This window comes from Plasticicumulans lactativorans (assembly GCF_004341245.1).
Classification (GTDB): domain Bacteria; phylum Pseudomonadota; class Gammaproteobacteria; order Competibacterales; family Competibacteraceae; genus Plasticicumulans_A; species Plasticicumulans_A lactativorans.
This window is the reverse complement of record NZ_SLWY01000013.1, coordinates 112171-131600: the sequence shown is the minus strand read 5'-3', so window position 1 is coordinate 131600 and position 19430 is coordinate 112171. Positions and strand designations below refer to the sequence as shown.

General features: G+C 68.4%; 16 protein-coding genes and 1 pseudogene. 10 read left to right on the top strand and 7 right to left on the bottom strand.

Annotated features, from left to right (window positions below; translation table 11 throughout):
* Nucleotides 1-2 precede the first annotated feature (2 nt).
* On the top strand, nucleotides 3-641 hold the full coding sequence (locus EV699_RS12760) for a protein-methionine-sulfoxide reductase heme-binding subunit MsrQ (RefSeq protein ID WP_132543293.1): 639 nt from the start codon (nucleotides 3-5) through the stop codon (nucleotides 639-641).
* Between the two features lie 11 nt (nucleotides 642-652).
* On the opposite strand, the gene EV699_RS12755 is transcribed toward EV699_RS12760, so the two are convergent.
* A complete protein-coding gene (locus tag EV699_RS12755; protein ID WP_132543291.1) occupies nucleotides 653-1255 on the bottom strand; it encodes a hypothetical protein in 603 nt (200 codons plus the stop codon).
* Between the two features lie 348 nt (nucleotides 1256-1603).
* Between EV699_RS12755 and leuA the strand changes: the two genes are divergently transcribed.
* Together leuA and EV699_RS12745 are read left to right on the top strand one after the other, a co-directional pair.
* Nucleotides 1604-3310 (top strand): 2-isopropylmalate synthase, encoded by a 1707-nt coding sequence (gene leuA, locus EV699_RS12750; protein WP_132543289.1) that lies wholly within the window; start codon nucleotides 1604-1606, stop codon nucleotides 3308-3310.
* A 91-nt stretch (nucleotides 3311-3401) separates the two neighbouring features.
* Complete coding sequence (locus EV699_RS12745; protein WP_132543287.1) at nucleotides 3402-4070, top strand: Bax inhibitor-1/YccA family protein; 669 nt, start codon at nucleotides 3402-3404, stop codon at nucleotides 4068-4070.
* 68 nt (nucleotides 4071-4138) lie between these two features.
* Here EV699_RS12745 and ppk1 read toward each other — a convergent pair whose 3' ends face one another.
* Complete coding sequence (ppk1, locus tag EV699_RS12740; RefSeq protein WP_132543285.1) at nucleotides 4139-6331, bottom strand: polyphosphate kinase 1; 2193 nt, start codon at nucleotides 6329-6331, stop codon at nucleotides 4139-4141.
* Nucleotides 6332-6368: 37 nt separating this feature from the next.
* Entirely contained in the window at nucleotides 6369-7910 is a 1542-nt protein-coding gene (gene pap, locus EV699_RS12735) for a polyphosphate:AMP phosphotransferase (RefSeq protein WP_132543283.1), read from the bottom strand.
* A gap of 203 nt (nucleotides 7911-8113) precedes the next feature.
* On the opposite strand from pap, the gene EV699_RS12730 reads away from it, so the two are divergent.
* The 6 genes and pseudogenes from EV699_RS12730 (at nucleotide 8114) to EV699_RS12710 (ending at nucleotide 13636) form a co-directional block, all read left to right on the top strand.
* On the top strand, nucleotides 8114-8791 hold the full coding sequence (locus EV699_RS12730) for a transglycosylase SLT domain-containing protein (RefSeq protein WP_132543281.1): 678 nt from the start codon (nucleotides 8114-8116) through the stop codon (nucleotides 8789-8791).
* A 4-nt stretch (nucleotides 8792-8795) separates the two neighbouring features.
* A complete protein-coding gene (locus EV699_RS12725) occupies nucleotides 8796-10793 on the top strand; it encodes a transglycosylase SLT domain-containing protein (RefSeq protein ID WP_132543279.1) in 1998 nt (665 codons plus the stop codon).
* Between the two features lie 106 nt (nucleotides 10794-10899).
* On the top strand, nucleotides 10900-11313 hold the full coding sequence (locus EV699_RS12720; RefSeq protein ID WP_132543277.1) for a VOC family protein: 414 nt from the start codon (nucleotides 10900-10902) through the stop codon (nucleotides 11311-11313).
* 55 nt (nucleotides 11314-11368) lie between these two features.
* Nucleotides 11369-11527, top strand: a pseudogene (locus EV699_RS20230) (tautomerase family protein); the annotation flags it as partial.
* 93 nt (nucleotides 11528-11620) lie between these two features.
* Nucleotides 11621-12529 (top strand): sulfotransferase domain-containing protein, encoded by a 909-nt coding sequence (locus EV699_RS12715; RefSeq protein ID WP_165904131.1) that lies wholly within the window; start codon nucleotides 11621-11623, stop codon nucleotides 12527-12529.
* A 264-nt stretch (nucleotides 12530-12793) separates the two neighbouring features.
* The gene (locus EV699_RS12710) at nucleotides 12794-13636 is read left to right on the top strand and encodes a hypothetical protein (RefSeq protein WP_132543273.1); all 843 of its coding nucleotides are present in this window, start codon (nucleotides 12794-12796) and stop codon (nucleotides 13634-13636) included.
* A 33-nt stretch (nucleotides 13637-13669) separates the two neighbouring features.
* Here EV699_RS12710 and EV699_RS12705 read toward each other — a convergent pair whose 3' ends face one another.
* From EV699_RS12705 to EV699_RS12690, 4 genes are all read right to left on the bottom strand, one after another.
* The gene (locus tag EV699_RS12705) at nucleotides 13670-13972 is read right to left on the bottom strand and encodes an EthD family reductase (protein ID WP_132543271.1); all 303 of its coding nucleotides are present in this window, start codon (nucleotides 13970-13972) and stop codon (nucleotides 13670-13672) included.
* A 112-nt stretch (nucleotides 13973-14084) separates the two neighbouring features.
* Complete coding sequence (locus tag EV699_RS12700) at nucleotides 14085-14738, bottom strand: class I SAM-dependent methyltransferase (RefSeq protein ID WP_132543269.1); 654 nt, start codon at nucleotides 14736-14738, stop codon at nucleotides 14085-14087.
* Nucleotides 14739-15134: 396 nt separating this feature from the next.
* Nucleotides 15135-16367, bottom strand: a complete 1233-nt coding sequence (locus tag EV699_RS12695; protein WP_132543267.1) for a phospholipase D-like domain-containing protein — start codon at nucleotides 16365-16367, stop codon at nucleotides 15135-15137.
* 352 nt (nucleotides 16368-16719) lie between these two features.
* Nucleotides 16720-18312 (bottom strand): ABC-F family ATPase, encoded by a 1593-nt coding sequence (locus tag EV699_RS12690; protein ID WP_132543265.1) that lies wholly within the window; start codon nucleotides 18310-18312, stop codon nucleotides 16720-16722.
* A 163-nt stretch (nucleotides 18313-18475) separates the two neighbouring features.
* On the opposite strand from EV699_RS12690, the gene EV699_RS12685 reads away from it, so the two are divergent.
* Nucleotides 18476-19429 (top strand): sensor domain-containing diguanylate cyclase, encoded by a 954-nt coding sequence (locus EV699_RS12685; protein ID WP_132543263.1) that lies wholly within the window; start codon nucleotides 18476-18478, stop codon nucleotides 19427-19429.
* Nucleotide 19430 lies beyond the last annotated feature (1 nt).

The following is a 19430-nucleotide window of genomic DNA, read 5'->3' as shown; positions in this document are numbered from 1 at the left end:
CGATGACACCCCGCGAACGCACCCGCACGACAGACCTCATCAAGACCACGGCGTTCCTCGCCGGGCTCGCGCCACTCGCGTGGCTCTCGGCCCGCGCGCTCGGCGGCGGGCTCGGCGCGAACCCGGTCGAGACGATCACCCACTTCACCGGCGACTGGACCCTGCGCCTGCTGCTGCTCACGCTGACGGCGAGCCCGCTGCGCGGCATCAGCGGCTGGCAGTGGCCGCTGCAGTTGCGGCGCATGCTGGGGCTGTACACCTTCTTCTATGCCTGCCTGCACGCCACCACCTATTTCGTGCTGGATCTCGAGCTCGACCTCGGCGGGCTCGCCGAGGACGTCGCCAAGCGCCCCTACATCACCGTCGGCTTCACGGCCTTCGTGCTGCTGATCCCGCTCGCGGCGACCTCGACGCGGCGCATGATCAAGCGCCTCGGGCGCCACTGGCAGCGGCTGCACCGCGCGGTGTACGCGATCGGCGTGCTCGGCGTGCTCCACTACCTGTGGCTGGTGAAAGCGGACCTGCGCGAACCCCTGCTCTACGCGGCGGCGCTGCTGCTGCTGCTCGGCTGGCGCGTGTACCGGCGCGTGCTGGTGCCGCGCCTGAACGCCGCCGCCCGCGCACGCGCCGCGTCGGCGTGAGCAGCACCCGGTCAGCGCGGCGCGGTCAGCCCCGGGATCGCCGGCAGCCCGGCCGGCAGGCGCAGCGGCTGGTAGTCGCTCGGCACCTCGAACAACGCCGGCGCCTGTGCGGTGGTGGCGAGCGAGATCGCCTCGCCGCGCGCACGACGGCCGTCCACGACGGCATCGAAGGCGAGCGGGATGTCGAGGCGATCGAGACAGGCGGTGCCGAGGTCGCGCCCGCGCTCCCGCACCCGGTACACCGTGCAGTCGCGCCCGAGCACGCTGGCGCGGCCGAGCACGTCCGAGGTGTCGACGCGGCGCACGTCGAGCACCGGCAGCCCCTGCGGCATGCTGCCCGGTGGCAGCGTGGTGGCGAGCTTGAGCCCGCCCTCGGCGCCGAGCACGGTGATCGCCCCCGAGCGCAGGTCGAGCAGGCCCACCAGCTGGCGCCCCTGCACCGTGGCCTCGGTGCGCACGATGCCCTGGCGGTGCGAGACGCGCACCGGCTGCGCGAGCCCGTCGATGCGCATCAGCGCGGTGTAGTCCGCGCGCGGGATCGGCGCCGCGCCCGCCGTGGCCGTGGCCGCCGACAAGACCAGCGCGCCCAGAATCCGACCGATACCCGTGTGCATGCGTGTTCGCTCCCGACAGATGTCGATGCGCGGGTTGACAGCCCCGCGCGCGCTGTGTTGTTCTCCGATACATGATCTTCCAGCTGATTGTCGACAACCTGCGACTGAGTCACCCGGCCCCGTGAGGGGGTCGGGCAAACGTCGTTCAACCGGTCATCGACAGTCGAGCTGCTCCCCATGCCTTCGCCTTTCCCCAGCATACGCCCCGATCGCTTCGCCTACGCCTGCCGCTTCGACGAAACGCTGCGACTGCGTCGCGGTCGTCGGGCCTGACGGCAGCCCGGCGACCGTAGCCACGCCGTATCGGCAGTTCCCGGCCTTCCACGATACGACGAGAGATCACGCACCATGTTGCAGCAACCTGCCCGCAAGTACCGCCCGTTCGCCCCCGTCACGCTCCCCGACCGGCAATGGCCGAACCGTGCCATCACCCGGCCGCCGCGCTGGTGCACCTCCGATCTGCGCGACGGCAACCAGTCGCTGATCGAGCCGATGGACGTGGCGCGCAAGCGCCGCTTCTTCGATCTGCTGGTGCGCATGGGGTTCAAGGAGATCGAGGTGGCCTTCCCCTCGGCCTCGCAGACCGATTTCGACTTCGTGCGCAGCCTGATCGAGGGCGGCTGCGTACCGGACGACGTCGCGATCCAGGTGCTCACGCAGTCGCGCGAGGACCTCATCCGCCGCACCTTCGAATCCCTGCGCGGGGTGAAGCGGGCGATCCCGCACCTCTACAACGCCACCTCGAAGATCTTCCGCGAGACCGTGTTCGGGCTCGACCGCGCCGGCACCATCGCGCTCGCCGTCAAGGGGGCGAAGCTCTTCGCCGAATGCGCGGCGGAGCAGCCCGAGACCGAGTGGACCTTCGAGTACTCGCCGGAAACCTTCAGCTTCACCGAGCCCGACTTCGCGCTGGAGATCTGCGAGGCGGTGCTCGACGTCTGGCAGCCGACGCCCGGACGCCCGGTGATCCTCAACCTGCCGGCGACGGTCGAGATGGCGACGCCGAACGTCTACGCCGACCAGATCGAGTGGTTCTGCCGCCGCATCTCGCGCCGCGACAGCGTGATCATCAGCGTGCACCCGCACAACGACCGCGGCACCGCCGTCGCCGCCGCCGAGCTCGCGCTGATGGCCGGCGCCGATCGCGTCGAGGGCTGCCTGTTCGGCAACGGCGAGCGCACCGGCAACGTCGATCTCGTCACCCTCGCCCTCAACCTGTATTCGCAGGGCATCCACCCCGGGCTCGACTTCTCGGCGATGAAGGACGTCGTGCGCACCGTCGAGTACTGCAACCAGCTGCCGGTGCATCCGCGCCACCCCTACGCGGGCGACCTCGTGTTCACCGCCTTCTCGGGCTCGCACCAGGACGCGATCCGCAAGGGCTTCACCGCGCAGTCGACGCGCCAGGCCCAGGGCGACGAGCGCTGGGACGTGCCCTACCTGCCGGTCGACCCGGCCGATCTCGGCTGCACCTACGAGGCGGTGATCCGCGTCAACTCGCAGAGTGGCAAGGGCGGCGTGGCCTGGCTGCTGGAGCAGGACTACGGCCTGCAGTTGCCGCGGCGCCTGCAGATGGCCTTCAGCCAGGTGGTCCAGCGCATCACCGACAGCACCGGCAAGGAGCTGTCGGCGGCGGAGATCTGGGAGGCGTTCCGGCGCGAGTACCGCCTCGACGGCGGCGCGCCGCTCGCGCTGATCGAGCACAGCGACGTGCCGGCGCACGGCGTGGAGCCGGCCGACGAACTGCTCGCGGTGATCCGCTACGACGGGCGCGAGCGCACCATCCGCGGCCGCGGCAACGGCCCGATCGCCGCCTTCGTCGCCGCGCTGGAGCAGGACTGCGGGCTCGCGGTGCAACTGGTCGACTACCACGAGCACGCCACCGGGCGCGGCGCCGACGCGCAGGCCGCCGCCTACGTGGAAGTGCAGGTCGACGGCACCAGCGTGTTCGGCGTCGGGCTCGACGCCAACATCGTCACCGCCTCGCTGAAGGCGGTGGTGAGCGCGGTGAACGCCTGCCTGAGCCGTGCCACGGCGGCGGTGGCGACGGCGTGATGCGAAGCGGCGCGCGATCATCGCGGGGAACCTTCTGCCATCTGCTATGGTCGATGCGCTCGTCAGATACTTTGAAGGAGGTACCCCCGCGATGATCCGCACCCAACCCGTGATCGTCTCCCCGGCGCGCGAAACGCTGGCGACGCACAAGGTCCTGCGCAACACCTACGCGCTGCTGTCGATGACGCTGCTGTTCAGCGCTGCGATGGCCGCCGTGGCCGTCTCGGTCGGAGCGCCGCCGCTCGGCTTCCTGGTCACGCTGGTCGGCATGCTCGGCATGCTGTTCCTGACGATGAAACTGCGTAACAGCGCCTGGGGCCTGGTGTCGGTGTTCGGCTTCACGGGCTTCGCCGGCTTCTCGATCGGCCCGATGCTGTCGGCCTATCTGGCCCTGCCCAACGGTGCCGAACTGGTGCTGATGACGGCCGGCCTGACCGGCACGATCTTCCTCGCGCTGTCGGCCTACGTGCTCACCACCCGGCGCGACTTCAGCTTCATGGGCGGCTTCCTGTTCGTCGGCCTGATCACCGCGCTGGTGCTGAGCCTCGCCGCGTTCTTCTTCGAGATGCCGGGGCTGCAGCTCGCGGTGTCCGGGCTGGTGGTGCTGCTGATGTCGGGGTTCATCCTCTATGACACCAGCAGCATCGTGAACGGCGGCGAGACCAACTACATCATGGCGACGGTGGCGCTGTTCCTGGACATCCTGAACCTGTTCACGAGCCTGTTGCAGTTGCTCGGCGTGCTGAGCGGCGACGACTGACCTCGCCCCACGGCGCTCCCCCCCCCATCAAAAAAGCCCCGCGTTCGCGGGGCTTTTCGTTGCCCGGCTCAGTGGCCCGGGCGGCGGGCGATGCCCTTGGGGCGGCGTTTCTTCAGCCGGTTCGCCTCGCGCAGGCGCCTCTCGGCGGCCTCGACCAGCAGTTCGTGCGAGCCGCGCGCCTCGGCGCCGGCCTTCGGCTGCCGCTGCACGTAGCTGCCGTCGGCCTGCATTTCCCAGGCGCTGCGCTGGTCGTTCAGCTGCGTGTCGAGGATCGCGCGCAGCTCGGCGCGGGCCTCGGCGTGCTCGACCGGCGTCACGACCTCGACGCGGCTTTCGAGGTTGCGCTTCATCGCGTCGGCCGAGCCGATGAAGTACTCCTCGTGGCCGCCGTTGCGGAAGTAGAAGATGCGCGCGTGCTCGAGGAAGCGCCCGACGATGCTCACCACCCGCACGTTGTCGGACAGGCCGGGCAGCCCGGGGCGCAGCCGGCAGGTGTCGCGCACGATCAGGTCGACGCGCACGCCGGCCTGGGAGGCGCGGTACAGCGCGGCGGTGATGTCGGCATCCTCGAGCGCGTTCATCTTGAACTGGATCAGGCCGCCGCCCTTGCCGGCGTGCAGCTTGATCTCGCGCTCGATCTTCTCGAGCAGGGACGACTTCAGCAGCTTCGGCGCCGGCAGCAGCTTGCGGTAGTTGCGCTTGGGCGTGAAGCCGGTGGTGAGATAGTTGAAGAACTCGGTCAGATCCTCGCCGATCACGTCGTCGCAGGTGAGGATGCCGAGGTCGGTGTAGAGCCGCGCGGTACCCGGGTGGTAGTTGCCGGTGCCGATGTGCGCGTAGCGGCGCAGCCCGGAGTAGTCGCGGCGCACCACGAACACCACCTTGCTGTGCGTCTTCAGGCCGACCACGCCGTAGTTGACGTGGATGCCGGCGACTTCCAGGCGGCTCGCCCAGCGGATGTTGGCCGCCTCGTCGAAGCGCGCCTTCAGTTCCACCACCACCGCCACCTGCTTGCCGTTGCGTGCGGCGTCGAGCAGGTACTCGATGATCTTGCTGTCCGCCGAGGTGCGGTACAGCGTCATCTTGATCGCCAGGACCTTGGGGTCGCGGCTGGCCTCGCGCACGAAGCGTTCCACCGAGGTCGCGAAGGATTCATACGGGTGCTGCAGCAGGATCGTGCCGGCATCGCGGATCGCGTGGAACACGTTGAGCGCGCCGGCGAGCTTAGGGTGGTCGAGGGGCGCGTGCGGGACGTCGTGCAGCTCGGGGCGGTCGAGGCCGGCCACCTGGAAGAGATCGCGCATCGCCATCATGCCGCCGACCTCGAAGACGTCGTTGGCCTCGTCGAGCCCGAGTTCGGCGGCGAGCATGCCGCGGTGCACCGGGTCCATGTTGGCCACCACCTCGAGGCGCACGATCGGCGCGAACTTGCGGTCGCGCAGCTCGGACTCGATCAGCACCAGCAGGTCCTCGGCCTGCTCCTCGGCGCGCTCGACCACGGCGTTGCGGGTGACGCGGAACAGCTCGCAGGAGACGATCTCCATGCCCGGGAACAGCAGGTCGAGGTTGTTCGCCATGACGTCTTCGAGCGGCACGAAGAAGGTCCCCTCGGCGAGCATCAGGAAGCGCGGGATGCCCATGCCGATCGGCACCTTGACCCGCGCGAGCGAGTTCTGCTCGTCGTTCGGGTAGCGCACGCACACCAGCAGGTTCAGCGACAGGTTGGAGATGAACGGGAAGGGGTGCGCCGGGTCCATCGCCTGTGGCGTCACCAGCGGGAAGATGTTGCGGATGTAGTAATCGCGCAGCTCCGCCTGCTGCGCCGGGTTCAGCCGCTTGTAGCTGCGCACGTAGATCTCGTGCTCCTTCAGCAGCTTGTGCAGCTCCAGCGCGAGCACGTTCATCTCCTCGACCAGCGCGCGCACGGTGGCGTAAGTCTCAGTGAGCTGCTGCCGGGCACTGCGGCCGTCGACCGTCAGGGTCTTCACGCCGGCGCCGATCTGCTGCTTGAGGCCGCCGATGCGCTTCATGAAGAACTCGTCGAGGTTGGAGCTGACGATGGCGAGGAACTTCACACGCTCCAGCAGCGGCGTGCGCGCGTCCTGTGCCTCGTGCAGCACGCGGCGGTTGAATTCGAGCCAGGTCAGCTCGCGGTTGAGGTAGAACTCGGGCGAATTCAGGTCGATCTCGGCGCGGGCGGGCGCCGCGGCCTGCCCCTTCGCGCCGTCGAGCGACAGGGGCAGTTTCACCGGTTCATTCATACTCGGACTCCTCAGGGGGTGCCGCGCCGGGGCGCGGTTATTTGGTCTTGCCGTTGGGCTTGTCGTTGCCGCCGTTCTTCACGGCCTTCTCCAGGCGATCGCAGAGGGTCTTCAGCACCTTGATGCGCGCGTGGTTCTTGTCGTTGGACTCGACCAGGACCCAGGGCGCGCGCCGCGTGCTGGTGTGCTCGACCATGTCGTTGACCGCCAGTTCGTAATCGGCCCAGCGGTCGCGGTTGCGCCAGTCCTCCTCGGTGAGCTTCCACGCCTTGTAGGGAATGGTGCGGCGCTCCTCGAAGCGGCGCAGCTGCTCCTCCGGGCTCACGTGCAGCCAGAACTTCAGCAGCACGATGCCATGCTCGATCAGGTGGTCCTCGAAGTCATTGATCTCGGCATAGGCGCGACGCCATTCGTGGGGTGCGGCGAAGCCCTCGACGCGCTCCACCAGCACGCGCCCGTACCACGAGCGGTCGAAGATCGTCATCCGTCCGGCCCGGCTCAGCTGCCGCCAGAACCGCCACAGGTAGTGGTGCGCCAGTTCCTCGTCGCTGGGCTTGGCGATCTGCACCACCTGGTAGTCGCGGGCGTCGATCGCCGCGGTCACGCGGCGGATCGCCCCGCCCTTGCCGGCGGCGTCCCAGCCCTCGAACACCAGGAGGGTCGTCACCCCGCGCGCCCTGGCCTTGCGCTGCAGCTGGTTGAGCCGCCCCTGCTGCTGCAGCAGTTGCTCGCGGTAGACATCGCGGTCGATGGTCCGGCCGAGGTCGAGCGCCGACAGCACCGTCGGCTGTCCCGGCAGCATGCTGCGCTCGACCATCAGTTGCAGCGTGTCGTCGGTCACGCCGTCGGTCACCGCCTTCAGCATGCGCCGCTCCTGCAGGCGCCGGCGGATCGCGTCGCGCAGGATCACGCCGACGCTGACCGCGCGGTAGCGCTCGTCCCAGCCCTCGACGATCTTCCACGGCGTCGCGCTGGTGCCGGTGCGCAGCAGCGTGCGCTCGGCGGCGGCGATGAAGCGCTCGTACAGGCGCCAGTGCTCCCAGTCGCGCGCCGTCACCCGCCAGGCCTGCAGCGGATCGTTCTCCAGCTTCTTCAGGCGCTTCTTCTGCGCATCCTTCGACAGGTGCATCCAGAACTTCAGCACCAGCGCCCCGTCGTCGGCGAGCGCGCGCTCGAAGTTCTGGATGCGTTCGAGATGCTCGTCGAGCCGCTCGGCGGCAGCCGTGCCGTACACGTAGTCGAGGATCGGCTGCGAATACCACGCGCTCAGGTACAGGCCGATGCGCCCGCGCGGCGCCAGTTCGCGCCAGAAGCGCCAGTAGAACGGGCGTTCGAGCTCCTCGTCGGACGGGCGGTCGAAGGCGCGCACCGTCAGCCAGCGCGTGTCGAGCCACTCGTTGAGCTTGTTCACCGTCTCGCTCTTGCCCGCCGCGTCGACACCCGCGAACACCACCACCACCGGGAAGTCGGCACGCTGCAGCTCGCTCTGCAGGCCGAGGAGTTCCTCGCGCAACACCGCCACCTGGCGCTCGTAGTCGTCGCGCGCAAGCGTCCGGTTCAACTCCGCCGTTCGGAACACCGCATGATCCTCCCCAGTAATGACGTTTCCATGACCGCCCCGGGCGGCGGCGCACGTCCGCTCCCGGCTTGCTCCGCCTGCGGGCATCCTATAGTGTCCTGCGGGCCGCCCGGCAGCGGGCGGCATTGCCGAGACCCGCGCCGCGCCACCCTGCCTCGTCGTCCGTCAGCGGCGGTCGCGCCCTTATCGTAAGGAAGCTCCGCATGCAACGACGTAGCGTCGCCGCGTTGTTATGTTGTCTGGGCGCGAGCACGCCAAGTCTGGCCGACATCTACACCTTCGTCGACCAGAAGGGTGTGCTCCACATCAGCAACATACCGAATGACCCGCGCTTCAGGCTGACCATGGCCACGCCGAGCTACGTGGCGCCGTCACCGGCGCCGTCGCGATCCGATACCCGCACCGCGGTCGTCCCCGCCACCGACCAGTTCCCGCCCGGCATCAGCTACGGCGACCGCCAGCCGGCGCGCGTGATCAGCGAGGCGCGTCGCCGCCAGTACGCGGCCGACATCGTCGCCGTGGCGCAGGCCTACCGCCTGGAGCCGGCGCTGCTGCATGCGGTGATCAGCGCCGAATCGGCCTACGATCCGCTCGCCGTGTCGCGCGCCGGTGCGATGGGCCTGATGCAGCTGATGCCGGCCACCGCCGAGCGCTTCGGCGTCAGCAACGCCTTCGACCCGCTGGCGAACCTGCATGGCGGCGCACGCTACCTGCGCCAGCTCCTCGATCAGTTCCAGCAGCTCTCGCTCGCGCTGGCCGCGTACAACGCCGGCGAGAACCGCGTGGTGAATAGTGGCTATACGATTCCGCCGATTCCCGAGACCCAGACCTACGTCTCCCGCGTGCTCGGCTACTACGACCGCTACCGCGGCCAGTACTGAGCCCATGCCGCCGCGCGCCGCCCGGGCGCCGCGCCTGCACGCCTGGCTGCTGGGCGTGCTGCTCGCCTGCACCGGCCCCGCCCTTGCCAGCACGCCGCCCACCGAGGCGACGCTGAAGGTGCAGCGCCAGGCCTTCCTCGACGCCGAAGCCGCGCTCAAGGCCGGCGACGCGGCGCGCCTGCAGGCGCTCAAGGCCCGCCTGCGCGACTACCCGCTGCTGCCCTACCTGCGCCTGCGCGAGTTCATCGACAAGCTCGCGACCGCCAGCGCCGACGACGTGCGCCAGTTCCTCGCCAGCTACCCCGACACCCCGTTCGCGGCGCGCCTGCGCACGCGCTGGGTGACCGAACTGGCCGCACAGGGACGCTGGGACGACATCATCCAGGACTACGCACCGGGCCCGGAGGCGGAACCCGAATGCGCCTACCGCGCCGCGCTCTTGCAGCGCGACCGCCTGGCCGCGGCGCTGCAGGGCTTCGACGTCCTGTGGGTGCGCGGCCAGCCCCTGCCGGAGCTCTGCCTCGGCGTCGCCCAGAGCTGGGCCGCGCGCGGGCTGCCGGCTGGCATCGCCTGGCAGCGCTTCAGCGCGGCGATGCAGGCGCGCCAGGCCGCCGCCGCGCGCCAGACCCTGCCCTTCCTCGACGCCGCCGACCAGGACTGGGCGCGCATCTGGCTCGCGGTCGACCAGGCGCCGGCGATGATCCTGCGCGAGCCCGCGCTGCAGGTGGTGGGGTCCGAGCGCATCGCCGAGATCGTCGCCGCCACGCTCGACCGCTGGATCGACCGCGATTCGGTCGAGGCGCTGCCGGCGCTCGACGCCATCGCGCAGCGGCGCACCGTGCCGGCCGACCGGCTGGCGCCGCTCAGGCGCAAGCTGGCGATCCACATCGCCGCGCGCGACCACCCCGCCGCGCTGGCGCGGCTCGATGCGCTCGACCCCGCGCTCGAGGACGACAGCGTGCGCGAGTGGCGGGTGCGCGTGCTGCTGCGCCGCGGCGACTGGCTCGGCACGCTGCGCGCGCTCGACCGCCAGCCGTCCGAGCAGCGCGCCCAGCCGGTGTGGCGCTACTGGCGCGCCCGCGCGCTCGAAGGCATCGGCCGGCGCGACGACGCCAACTCGATCTACCGCGACCTGTCGACGCTGCGCGACTACCACGGCTTCCTCGCCTCGCTGCGCCTGGGGGCGGTGTTCCGCATCGTCAACCGCCCGCTGGCGCCCGCCGAGGAGGAGATGCGCGCGCTCGCCGCGCAGCCGCCGATCCTGCGCGCGCGCGAGTTGCTGCTGCTCGGGCGCCTGCCCGAAGCCCGCAGCGAGTGGGACTGGGCGCTGCGCGGCAGCGACGCCAAACGCCAGGTGGCCGCCGCGCAGCTCGCCGCCGAGTGGAGCTGGTACGGCCAGACCATCGTCTACCTGGCCCGCGCCGGCGAGTGGGACGACCTCACGCTGCGCTTCCCGACCCCGTACCTGCCGGCGGTCGACGAGGCGGCGCGCACCGCCAACATCGCCCCCGCCTGGGTGTTCGCGGTCGCCCGCCAGGAGAGCGTGTTCCAGCCCGACGCCCGCTCCGGCGCCGGCGCGCTCGGCCTGCTGCAGCTGCTGCCCGACACCGCCAAGCAGCTCGCCGGGCGCGCCGGCCTCAGCTACCGCGGCCCCGGCACCCTGCTCGACCCGCGCAGCAACCTGCTGCTCGGCGCCATCTATCTGCGCCAGTTGCAGGACCGCTACGGCGGCAACCCGGTGCTGGCGACGGCGGCCTACAACGCCGGTCCGCGGCGGGTCGACGGCTGGCTGCCGGTGAACGGCGAGCAGGACGCCGACGTCTGGGTCGAGACGCTCCCCTTCGGCGAAACCCGCCAGTACGTGAAGCGGGTGTGGGAGTACATGGGCATCTACGAGGCGCGCCTCGGCCTGCAGCCGCGCTCGATGGCCGCGTTCACCCGCGTCGCCCCGGCGCCCGCCCCCCCGCCCCCCGCCGCGACGACGCCCGACGAACCGCTCTGAGCCGTCGCATCGACTTTCCCGCCGGCGTGTTCCACGATACGGCGGCGCCGGGACGCCGCCCGCCCGCGGCGGCGCCGGCATCCCGCCTGGGTACAGGGGGTTTCCCATGAATGACATCGGACTCACGCATGTCGCCCTGCAGGCGAGTGACATCGACAGGAGCCTCGCCTTCTACGCGCGCTACGCGGCGATGCAGGTGGTGCACAGCCGTACCGACGCCGAATCGGGCAGGCGCGTCGTCTGGCTGTCGGACAAGACCCGGCCGTTCGTGATCGTCCTCATCGAGGCGGACGCGGTCACCACGGTGCTGCGGCCGTTCGCGCATCTCGGCGTCGGCTGTCGCAGCCGCGAGGAGGTCGACCGCCTGTGCGCCGAGGCCCGCAGCGAAGGCAGCCTGATCAGCGGCCCGACCGACTCGGCCTATCCGGTCGGCTACTGGGCGTTCCTGCGCGACCCCGACGGCCACACGCTGGAGCTGTCGTACGGGCAGGAGGTCGGCCTGACGGTCGAGCGCGCATGAGCGCGCCGCGCCGCCAGCGCCGGAGCGCACTGCCCGCAGCGACGCGGAGCGCGCCATGCCGTACGTGAACATCCAGATCACCCGCGGCGCCTCGCGCGAGCAGAAGGCGCAACTGGTCCGCGAGGTCACCGACGCGCTGGTGCGCATCCTCGGCAAGCGCCCCGAGCACACCCACGTGGTGATCCAGGAGATCGACGAGGCCGACTGGGGCTACGCCGGGCTCCTGAGCGACGACTGGAAGCGCCAGCAGGACATGGCCGCGGCGTCGCCAACGCCCGCCAACCCCGACGGCGCCACCGGAGGCCTCATGACCGAAACCATCGCCTGGCCGCGCAAGACGCGCGAGCTGCACAACCACCATTTCGACTCGACGATCTGGAACGACTTCCGCTTCCGCGACGACGACATCGTCATCGCCACCTACGCCAAGTCGGGGACGACCTGGATGCAGCAGATCATCGCGCAGATGCTGCTCGGGCCCGACCCCGAACTCGCCGTCGCCGACATGTCGCCCTGGCTCGACCTGCGCGTGCCGCCCAAGGCGGTGAAGCTGCCGCTGGTCGAGGCGCAGACGCACCGGCGCTTCCTGAAGACACACCTCCCCGTCGATGCACTGGTGTTCTCGCCCAGGGCGAAGTACGTGTACATCGGCCGCGATGGCCGCGACGTGGTCTGGAGCCTGTACAACCACCACGCCAACGCCAACCGCCTGTGGTACGAGGCGCTCAACGACACCCCGGGGCGCATCGGCCCGCCGATCGAACCGCCCCCGTCCGACATCCGCCAGTACTGGCGCGACTGGCTCGACCGCGACGGCCACCCGTTCTGGCCGTTCTGGGACAACGTCCGCAGCTGGTGGGCGATCCGCGAGCTGCCCAACGTGCTGTTCGTGCACTACGCGGCGCTCAAGTACGACCTGCCCGGGCAGATGCGCCGGATCGCCGGCTTCCTCGACATCCCGGTCGACCCCGCGCACTGGCCGGCGATTCTCGAGTGCTGCTCGTTCGACTGGATGAAGCGCAACGCGACCAGGAGCGTGCCGCTCGGCGGCGCCTTCTGGGACGCCGGCGCCCAGGTGTTCATCCACCAGGGCGTCAACGGCCGCTGGAACGACAGCCTCAGCGTCGCGGACGTGGCCGAATACGAAGCGCGGGCCCGCCGCGAACTCGGCCCCGAATGCGCCCACTGGCTCGCGACGGGTCAGGGGCTCGACTGAAGGCGGCGCGCACCGGCTGCCGGCCGGGATGATGCCGCCCGCACGCCGGACCGACGACGGGCGGCACGGGGCGTGAGGGGCCCCGTCGCCCGGCAATGGACTGTCGACCGCGACGCGGGCCTGCCCGTCGCCGTCGGCGGCATGACGGCGGAAGGTATGTCCCGAACCGCATCGGGGGCGCCGTCCGCCGCAGCGACGACGTCCGTGCCACCGATCCGCCATCGGTGCCGGGCATTCCAGGGAATCCGAGAGGAGATAACAACAATGAAGAACGCTTCGCTACGCCTGCTGTGCGCCCTTTTCGCGTCGACCGCGACGCTCTCCGCCCACGCGCTGCCGACATCGGTCAGCACCGGCAACGTCGTGGTGCAGTACGACAGCGACACCTTCTCCTTCGTCATCGCCGACGACGGCCACAACCCGTTCGGCAGCATCCAGTACACCCACATCCCGGTCGGCAGCCTCACCCTCCAGCCGGTGGCGAACGGGATGGAGATCCTGTTCAACAACCAGATGAGCATCGACGACCCGACGCACGGCCTGTTCGATGACTACCAGCCGAGCACCGGCCGCTTCAACGCCGGCTTCGCCTTCCAGGCACAGCCCGGCTACATGATCACCGGCTACAACATCACGCTGGCCGGGTCGGGCACCGTGTCGACCTTCGGCCCTGCCAACGCCCGCGCCTTCGTCGACGGCTTCGACCCCCTGGAATTCGGCGGCGGCCTGATCTTCTTCAACGAGATCTTCACCGTCGCCGGCGCACTCGCGCCGCTGCTGAGCGGCGGCATCGACGCGCAGAGCGAACCATCGGCGTACGAGGTCATCGTCGGCTACCAGGACGTGCTGGTCGGCTACGAGGAGTACTACGAGGACCCGAACTGCGACACCCCCGGCTGCCCCACGTACCGGATCGACATCTACGAGACGCAGCCGATCATCGAGCTGCAGGAGAACGGCGGCTACGCGAGCATCCGCCTCGACTCGGTGCGCATCACCGCCAACGTGATGGCGATCCCGGTGCCGGCGACCGGGCTGCTGTTCGCCTCCGGGCTCGCCTACCTCGGTGTCGCGCAGCATCGCCGCGGCGGCACGCGGCACGCCTGACGCAGCGGGCGGCGTCCGCGCCGCCCGCCCCCTTCACACCGGCTGCTCGTCGAAGCTCAGCAGCGTCACCCCGCCGGTGGCGAAGTTGCCGAGGTCGGCCGCGGCGGCCTGGCCCTCGGGCGAGACCAGCGCCGCCTGGATCGCCTCGAGCGAGGCGAATTCGAGCGCCGCGACCAGGTAGCACGGCGTGCCGGCGATCGTCCCCGGGTTGCGGCCGACGCGGTACGACAGGAGCCCCGGCACGCGCCTGGCGATCGGCACGTGGGTGCTGAAGTAGTAGGCGTCGAAGGCCGCCGGGTCGGTGGGTTGCGCGTACAGCGCGAGCAGGGTCGCCATGGTGTCGCCTCGTTGCAGGGGGTCGGAACCGGGCGCAGCGGCCCGGTGCCTGCACAAGGTAGCCGCGCCCGGGCGTGTCGGCACGTGGCAGCGGCGGCGCCCGCCCGATACTTCAGCGCAACTCGTATTCGAGGAGCCAGAAGTTCTCCAGGCCCCGGTAGTCCACCGCGTCCGCGAAGGGGGCGACGAGGTCGCGCAGTGCACGCTCGCCCGGGAAGTTCTTGAGCACCCGATGCACCGAGCCGTCGCGCAAGGTCCGGTGCTGGTAGGTGTTGCCGTCCGCGTCGGTCTCCGTGATCGGGAAGTCGCGCAGCTGGATGTCGTTGTTATCGATCAGGATGACGCGCGCCCGCGGGCGCAGGTGCCGATGCAGGCCGACGAGGAACGGGGTGCGCGCCGCGAGGGGGACGTGCGAGAACCAAAGCCCCGCGAAGGCGCCGTCGAACAGGCCGAGGTCGGGTGGCAGGGCGTAGGCATCGGCCTGGCGATACGTGACGCCTGCGCTCCCCGGGCGCAGGCGCGCGAACGCCAGAGGCTCGGCGGTCCCGTCCGTCGCGACCATGCGCGCGACCCGGGGCGCAAGGTGCTGCGTCCAGTACCCGGTACCGCAGGCCACCTCGATGACCTCCCGTGCCGCGAACCGCGACGGCAGGTGCCCGGCGAGGAATTCGATGTCCCGGCGCCGCTCCGGCTTGAGGTAAACGGCGTCGTAATACGGCACGCGTGCGGCGTAGTACGCCTGCATCTCGGGGGACGCGGTGCTCATGTGTGGGGCCTGATGGTGGTGTTCGGCGGTGTTGTCGGACGGAACATCCTTACAAAAAAGGGAATCTCGCAAATTATGTGTATTGGCGTCCGAAGTTCGTAGGCTGGGCTTCGCAAGCGCAGCCCAATGTTTACCGCTTTTGATAATTGTGCCACGCAAGATTCACGACCAAGAAATAACCGGTTTATGATTCCTAATATGGATGCGGTAGGTTAGGCTGAATGAAATAAAACTTAACCTACTGCACTGATAAGCCGTTTGGAAACGCACGTGATAAGCACCACTCTCCGAGCCAGCCAAGGCGCGATTAGAATAGCGTACCGAAGCTAGGGTGACGCTGCCCATATCAGGCACCAGTACATGCTCGAAACCATATTGTAGTTCGTCAGAAATCGATCACGACGTTGCCACCCCGGCTTGGGCCGCCACACCTTCCTGCAACAGCGAACCATCCAATAAGGATTTAGGGATTTCCTTCATTACACGATCACTAAATTCCTTGTTCTTGAGTGTTTCATAGGTGACGTCTTTGTAGAACTTGTGAATCTTCATCCCGGAAATCAATTCTTCAGCAGTAGGAAACGACTTGGCCAATTCTTCTCTTACATAGATGGCAGCCGATTCCTCCGTGTCAGAAAATAAGCCGCGAAAGCGCGGTGGCTGATCAACCAACACGGCTCGCGATAAATCGGGAATAATGGCATCGATGACTTTGCTTAAAGCGTCCTGCAAATCTTTCTTCAGGACTTCTTTGCATTCAGTCAAACGTTCTTCGATTTTTGCTAGCTCACTCTCAAAATTCTGCCGCTTTGATTTCAGCATTACGCGACCAGCCTGCCCCACAGGTACCAGATAAGCTTGACGCAACTCTTCCATCTGTTCGGTGATATCCTGAAGCGCCTTGGGTTTCTCAATCTTGTCCAGCACTTTGAGCGAAGCAGTCACGCGATTTTTCAATGCTTTGTTCTGGCTGGCGATCAACGGCAACGTCTTAGGCAACTGGATCCGGCGACTCTGAATATTGAAACCCTCGAAAGTCAGTTCCACAAACTGAATAAGCGCGGCATACACTTGTGTCTGGCGCGCCAAATCAAACTGTTGGGGTGGCGCAATTTCGAGTGCCCGCTTGACTATTTTCAGCGTGTCCTCGCCCACGAAATCACAACCAACCACTGGATATTTCATTGCGGGAGAAGGATTATCGCCTTTGCCTGTAGACGGAAGTTCCGCACGCAATATCATGACTTGTGCAGACGTCAGGGCTATGGCATTGAAGGCCTCGCTGTCAGCAGTTGGGTCGGCCTCTACTAAGCTTGGAGAAGTGGCGAAACTCCAACCAGATTCATCACAAATCAACGCACCAATGCGCAAGCCAACATGTTGACGCACCATAACGCCAGCCTGAGTCAGGATATCAACTGCCTTATGCTCACCGTAACCCAGGCGGCTTACTCGTGCCGACACGTCGAGAACCACTTGAACCGCACCCTGCCCGAGTCGTTGGTGGGCCTGCAGTAGTGCTTCAGCCACCAACACGCAAATACCAGGTGCGGCCAGGATGACGTGGTGTGTCGCCGCATCAATTTCCTGGCAAATCCGCTCATTGGTTAGTGTAGTGAAAAGGGGCATCGCACTTTCCTCGAATTATTTGTATTGAACTCTGTTTCCACCCAATATCCGCTTCCTTCGTACACGCGTGTACGAAGCAAAACGGCGCGTGTACGAACGAAGTACACGCGTGTACGAACTTCGAAAACCCTTGTACGAAGCGGGAATACGCTGCCCGGAGCTTCCGACACGCGTGTACGCGCCTGGGAATCGCGAAAACTTCGTTCGTACACGCACAAAAAAGCCTCGTACACGCGTGTACGAGGCTAGTACACGGCTGTACGAGGCTTCCACACGCGTGTATGCGGCGGGGAAATGCGTCGATCTGCCGGGTGGATGCGCCTGCCTTGCCTGGACGGACGCAGCCGCGGTTTCACTCCACCACGCCCTGGCTCTTCAGGTAGTCGTCGTAGCTGCCGGTGAAGTCGACGATGCCGCGCGGGGTGAATTCGAGGATGCGGGTGGCGAGCGAGGAGACGAACTCGCGGTCGTGGCTGACGAAGATCAGCGTGCCGGGGTAGTTCTCCAGCGCGAGGTTGAGGGCCTCGATCGATTCCATGTCGAGGTGGTTGGTGGGCTCGTCGAGCAGCATCACGTTGGGGCGGGTCAGCGTGAGCTTGCCGAACAGCATGCGCGCCTGTTCGCCGCCGGAGAGCACCTTCACCGATTTGCCGATCTCGTCGTTGCCGAACAGCATGCGCCCGAGGGTGGCGCGCACCAGTTGGTCGTCGCCCTTGGTCCAGCGCGCCATCCACTCGAACAGCGTCCCCTCCTCGGCGAAGTCTTCGGCGTGGTCCTGCGCGTAGTAGCCGCGGTCGGCGCCGTCGGCCCACTTGACCGTGCCGGCGTCGGGGGCGAGCTCCTCCATCAGCACGCGCAGCAGCGTGGTCTTGCCGGCGCCGTTGGGGCCGATGATGGCGACGCGCTCGCCGGCGTCGATGCGCAGCGCGAGCTTGCTGAACAGCGGCGGGTTGTCGCCGTAGCCCCGGGTCACGCCGTCGAGCGTCACCGCCTGGCGGTGCAGCTTCTTGTACTGCTCGAAGCGGATGTAGGGGCTGACGCGGCTCGACGGCTTGACCTCCTCGAGCTTGATCTTCTCGATCTGGCGCGCGCGCGAGGTGGCCTGGCGCGCCTTCGAGGCGTTGGCCGAGAAGCGGCTGACGAAGGTCTGCAGCTCGGCGATCTGCGCCTTCTTCTTGGCGTTGTCGGACAGCAGGCGCTCGCGCGCCTGGGTCGACGCGGTCATGTAGTCGTCGTAGTTGCCGGGGTAGACGCGCAGCTCGCCGTAGTCGAGGTCGGCCATGTGCGTGCAGACGCTGTTCAGGAAGTGGCGGTCGTGCGAAATGATGATCATCGTGCTCGCACGCGCGTTGATCACGCCTTCGAGCCAGCGGATGGTGTTGATGTCGAGGTGGTTGGTGGGCTCGTCGAGCAGCAGCACGTCGGGGTCGGCGAACAGCGCCTGGGCGAGCAGCACGCGCAGCTTCCAGCCGGGCGCGATCGCGCTCATCGGCCCGGCGTGCAGGGCCTCGGCGATGCCGAGGCCGAGCAGCAGCTCGCCGGCGCGGGCCTCGGCGGTGTAGCCGTCGAGTTCGGCGAACTGCACTTCCAGCTCGGCGACGGCCATGCCGTCCTCCTCGCTCATCTCGGGCAGCGCATAGATGCGGTCGCGCTCGGCCTTGACGCGGGCGAGTTCGGCGTGGCCCATGATCACCGTGTCGAGCACGCTCTGGTCCTCGTAGGCGAACTGGTCCTGGCGCAGCTTGCCGAGGCGGATGCCGGCTTCGAGCATCACGTTGCCGCCCGACGGCTCCAGGTCGCCGCCGAGGATCTTCATGAAGGTCGACTTGCCGCAGCCGTTGGCGCCGATCAGGCCGTAGCGGTTGCCGCTGCCGAACTTGACGGAAACGTTCTCGAACAGGGGCTTGGGCCCGAACTGCATGGTGAGGTTGGCGGTTGCGATCACGGCGGGGATTCCAGGAGGGGGGCCGGGCCGGCGCGGCCGGCGGACGAAAGGCGCAAGGTTAACGGGTTTGACGCGGGCGTGCAGGCGCGCGGACCTCCCGTTCACCCTTGCAGGCGCGCGCGGACAGGGCTTCAATCCTTGCGCCTGACGACGCGGAGCGGCCATGCCCGACAGCCAAGCCTTTCCCGACTTCGCCAGCGCCGCGCAGGCGGTGCTCGCCTTCATGCACGCGCGCCTGGGCTTCGACCTGTGGATGGTCACCCGCACCGAGGGTGACGACTGGATCGTGCTGCAGGCCGAGGACCACGGCTACGGCATCACCCCCGGGACGGTGTTCCGCTGGACCGACACCTTCTGCTCGCGGATGGCCGACGGGCGCGGCCCGCGCGTCGCGCCGCACTCGGCGGCCGTGCCGGCCTATGCCGAAGCGCCGATCGGCCGGCAGGTGCCGATCGGCGCCTACATCGGCGTGCCGCTCAACCGCGACGACGGCTCGCTGTTCGGCACGCTGTGCGCGATCCACCCCACCCCGCAGCCCGAACGCATCACCACCGAGCTGCCGATGATCGAGCTGCTGGCCGGGCTGCTCAGCACCGTGCTCAAGGCCGAGCTCGAACTCGCGCGCGAACTGCGCCGCGCCGAGCACGCCCAGGCCGAAGCGCGTATCGACGCCCTCACCGGCCTCTACAACCGCCGCGGCTGGGACCAGCAGCTCGCCGCCGAGGAGCAGCGCTGCCGCCGCTATGGTCATCCGGCCTGCGTGGTCATCGTCGACCTCGATGACCTCAAGCGCGTCAACGACCGCGACGGCCACGCCGCCGGCGATGTGCTGATCGGGCGTGCCGCGCAGGCGCTGCGCGGCGCGGTGCGCATCCACGACGTCGTCGCCCGCCTCGGCGGCGACGAGTTCGCCGTGCTCGGCACCGAATGCGACCGCAACGGCGCGCAGGCGCTGGCGCGACGCCTGCGCGCCGCGCTCACCGCCCACGACGTCGCCGCCTCGCTCGGGCTGGCGATGCGCGACCCCGGCCGCGGGCTGACAGAGGCGCAGGACGAGGCCGACCACGCGATGTACGCCGACAAGCACGTCCGTCGCCAGGGCCGCTGCGCCAATTGAT

Excerpts from the sequence above, each read along its gene's own strand:
- EV699_RS12760 (WP_132543293.1), top strand. The coding sequence starts at position 3 with ATGACACCCCGCGAACGCACCCGCACGACAGACCTCATCAAGACCACG.
- EV699_RS12755 (WP_132543291.1), bottom strand. The coding sequence starts at position 1,255 with ATGCACACGGGTATCGGTCGGATTCTGGGCGCGCTGGTCTTGTCGGCG.
- leuA (WP_132543289.1), top strand. The coding sequence starts at position 1,604 with ATGTTGCAGCAACCTGCCCGCAAGTACCGCCCGTTCGCCCCCGTCACG.
- EV699_RS12745 (WP_132543287.1), top strand. The coding sequence starts at position 3,402 with ATGATCCGCACCCAACCCGTGATCGTCTCCCCGGCGCGCGAAACGCTG.
- ppk1 (WP_132543285.1), bottom strand. The coding sequence starts at position 6,331 with ATGAATGAACCGGTGAAACTGCCCCTGTCGCTCGACGGCGCGAAGGGG.
- EV699_RS12730 (WP_132543281.1), top strand. The coding sequence starts at position 8,114 with ATGCAACGACGTAGCGTCGCCGCGTTGTTATGTTGTCTGGGCGCGAGC.
- EV699_RS12725 (WP_132543279.1), top strand. The coding sequence starts at position 8,796 with ATGCCGCCGCGCGCCGCCCGGGCGCCGCGCCTGCACGCCTGGCTGCTG.
- EV699_RS12720 (WP_132543277.1), top strand. The coding sequence starts at position 10,900 with ATGAATGACATCGGACTCACGCATGTCGCCCTGCAGGCGAGTGACATC.
- EV699_RS12715 (WP_165904131.1), top strand. The coding sequence starts at position 11,621 with ATGACCGAAACCATCGCCTGGCCGCGCAAGACGCGCGAGCTGCACAAC.
- EV699_RS12710 (WP_132543273.1), top strand. The coding sequence starts at position 12,794 with ATGAAGAACGCTTCGCTACGCCTGCTGTGCGCCCTTTTCGCGTCGACC.
- EV699_RS12705 (WP_132543271.1), bottom strand. The coding sequence starts at position 13,972 with ATGGCGACCCTGCTCGCGCTGTACGCGCAACCCACCGACCCGGCGGCC.
- EV699_RS12700 (WP_132543269.1), bottom strand. The coding sequence starts at position 14,738 with ATGAGCACCGCGTCCCCCGAGATGCAGGCGTACTACGCCGCACGCGTG.
- EV699_RS12695 (WP_132543267.1), bottom strand. The coding sequence starts at position 16,367 with ATGCCCCTTTTCACTACACTAACCAATGAGCGGATTTGCCAGGAAATT.
- EV699_RS12685 (WP_132543263.1), top strand. The coding sequence starts at position 18,476 with ATGCCCGACAGCCAAGCCTTTCCCGACTTCGCCAGCGCCGCGCAGGCG.